This window comes from Otoolea muris (assembly GCF_943193115.1).
Classification (GTDB): Bacteria; Bacillota; Clostridia; order Lachnospirales; family Lachnospiraceae; genus Otoolea; species Otoolea muris.
This window is the reverse complement of sequence record NZ_CALPCY010000134.1, coordinates 1-1,901: the sequence shown is the minus strand read 5'-3', so window position 1 is coordinate 1,901 and position 1,901 is coordinate 1. Positions and strand designations below refer to the sequence as shown.

General features: G+C 42.5%; 1 protein-coding gene. It reads left to right on the top strand.

The features are described 5' to 3' along the window. Positions 1–99 precede the first annotated feature (99 nt). Positions 100–1,659 carry an AAA family ATPase gene (locus NFS31_RS26570; RefSeq protein ID WP_251502060.1) on the top strand — a complete coding sequence of 520 codons (1,560 nt, stop codon included), beginning with the start codon at positions 100–102 and terminating at the stop codon, positions 1,657–1,659. The last annotated feature ends 242 nt before the right edge of the window (positions 1,660–1,901 follow it).

Below are 1,901 nucleotides of genomic sequence, written 5' to 3'. Positions count from 1 at the left end.
CGCATTTTATTTGGGAAAATATTGTACATTGACGAGAAATCGGCTATACTTTCAGTATAAAGATGCATCTGGAGACTTAGTTTCAGAGGGGAGGTTACCGTGAACTATTTAAATACAGATTTGCCTTTAAGAAGTTTCAGACGGACGTTAAAAGGAAAAATTTATGTCGATAAAAGCGGCCTGATTGAGCCTTTAAATGAGCTAGTTGGAACGGAAGCATGTTATATATGCATCACCCGTCCGCGCAGGTTTGGTAAGACTATCAATGCTAATATGTTGGGGGCATATTATACAAAAGGGTATGACAGCCGTGACATATTCAGGGATCTGCATATTTCACACTCGAAATCATATGAGGAACATTTGAACCGGCATAATGTAATTCATATTGATTTCAGTGAAATGCCTGATACCTGTGAAAATTATAAAGACTACATCAGCTATATCAGGGAAAGCCTGTATCATGATCTGTTTATACTCTGCCCGTCACTGGCAGGGACAGGATATAAAAGTCTCAGCAGACTGTTATCCGATTCCGGTGAATCCTTCATCTTTATTCTGGACGAGTGGGATTGTATATTTTATCAGGATTTTATGGGAAAGAAAGAACGGGATGATTATCTGAGATTCTTAAAAAACCTGTTAAAGGATCAGCCATATGTGGAACTGGCTTATATGACAGGCGTCCTCCCCATAGCCAAATATTCCAGCGGCTCCGAATTGAACATGTTTGATGAATTTAATTTTATGAACGACAACATATTCGACCAGTATTTTGGCTTCAGCGAAGCAGAAGTAAAAGCGCTGTGCATCCAGCACCCCGCAGTTCCATTTTCTGAAGTTAAGAAATGGTATGACGGATACCATAAACATGACGGAAGCAGTTTATTCAACCCACGCTCAGTAAGTAAGGCGCTGACCCGGGGGATCTGTTTAAATTACTGGACGGAAACAGGCCCAATGGATGAAATCGCCGACTGTATTGAACATAACGTGGATGAAGTACGGGAAGATATTGTAAAGATGGTGGCCGGAATCCCGGTGGAAGTTGACCTGCAGGGCTACAGCGCTGCGGAACTCCGGTTAAATACACGGGATGAAATTCTTTCCGCAATGGTGGTCTACGGGTTTCTGTCGTATTATAAGGGTAGACTTACGATTCCGAACCATGAGCTGATGGAAAAATACCAGCATGTTCTGTCACGCAGCAGTATGGGCGCAGTCAAAGAAATCGTTGACCGTTCCAGGGATATGCTGGAGGCTACCCTCCAGTGCAATGAGGAGCGTGTTTCCCAGCTCCTGGAACAGGCACATGACGCGGAAATCCCTTTTCTGACATATAACGATGAGAATTCCCTGTCCTGTGTGATCACCCTGTGCTATTTATATGCAAGAAAATTCTATAACATATTACGCGAGGAAAAAAGTGGGAAAGGTTACTGCGACTACCTGTTCCTACCCAAAGAATCAGGTTATCCGCCCATTATACTGGAACTGAAAGTGGGAAAATCGCCGGAGGAAGCAATCGAACAGATAAAAGCAAAAAATTACCTGCAGCGTGCCGAACCCTATGGGAAAGCGCTCCTTGTGGGGATAAGCTATGATAAAGAAAAGCGCCACCAGTGCAAAATAGAAAAATATTCATTTCCAGACAAATAGAACGATTTTTGAAAAAGAACCATATTTTCCACTCAGAAACAGCAGGCTGAAAACAGAATTTTCCCATAAAGAAATCCTCTGTTTTTCGCCTGCTTTTGTGAATAAAAATACTGTAAACCGCACCTCCAAACCACAGAAGATCCCCTGAAATCTCCATATGTTCCACCCATAAACAGCAAATCCGGATCCCCCATATCCGAAGTAGGGTAAGGCCGTTAAAAGTTAAGGAATTTCGGGAAAAA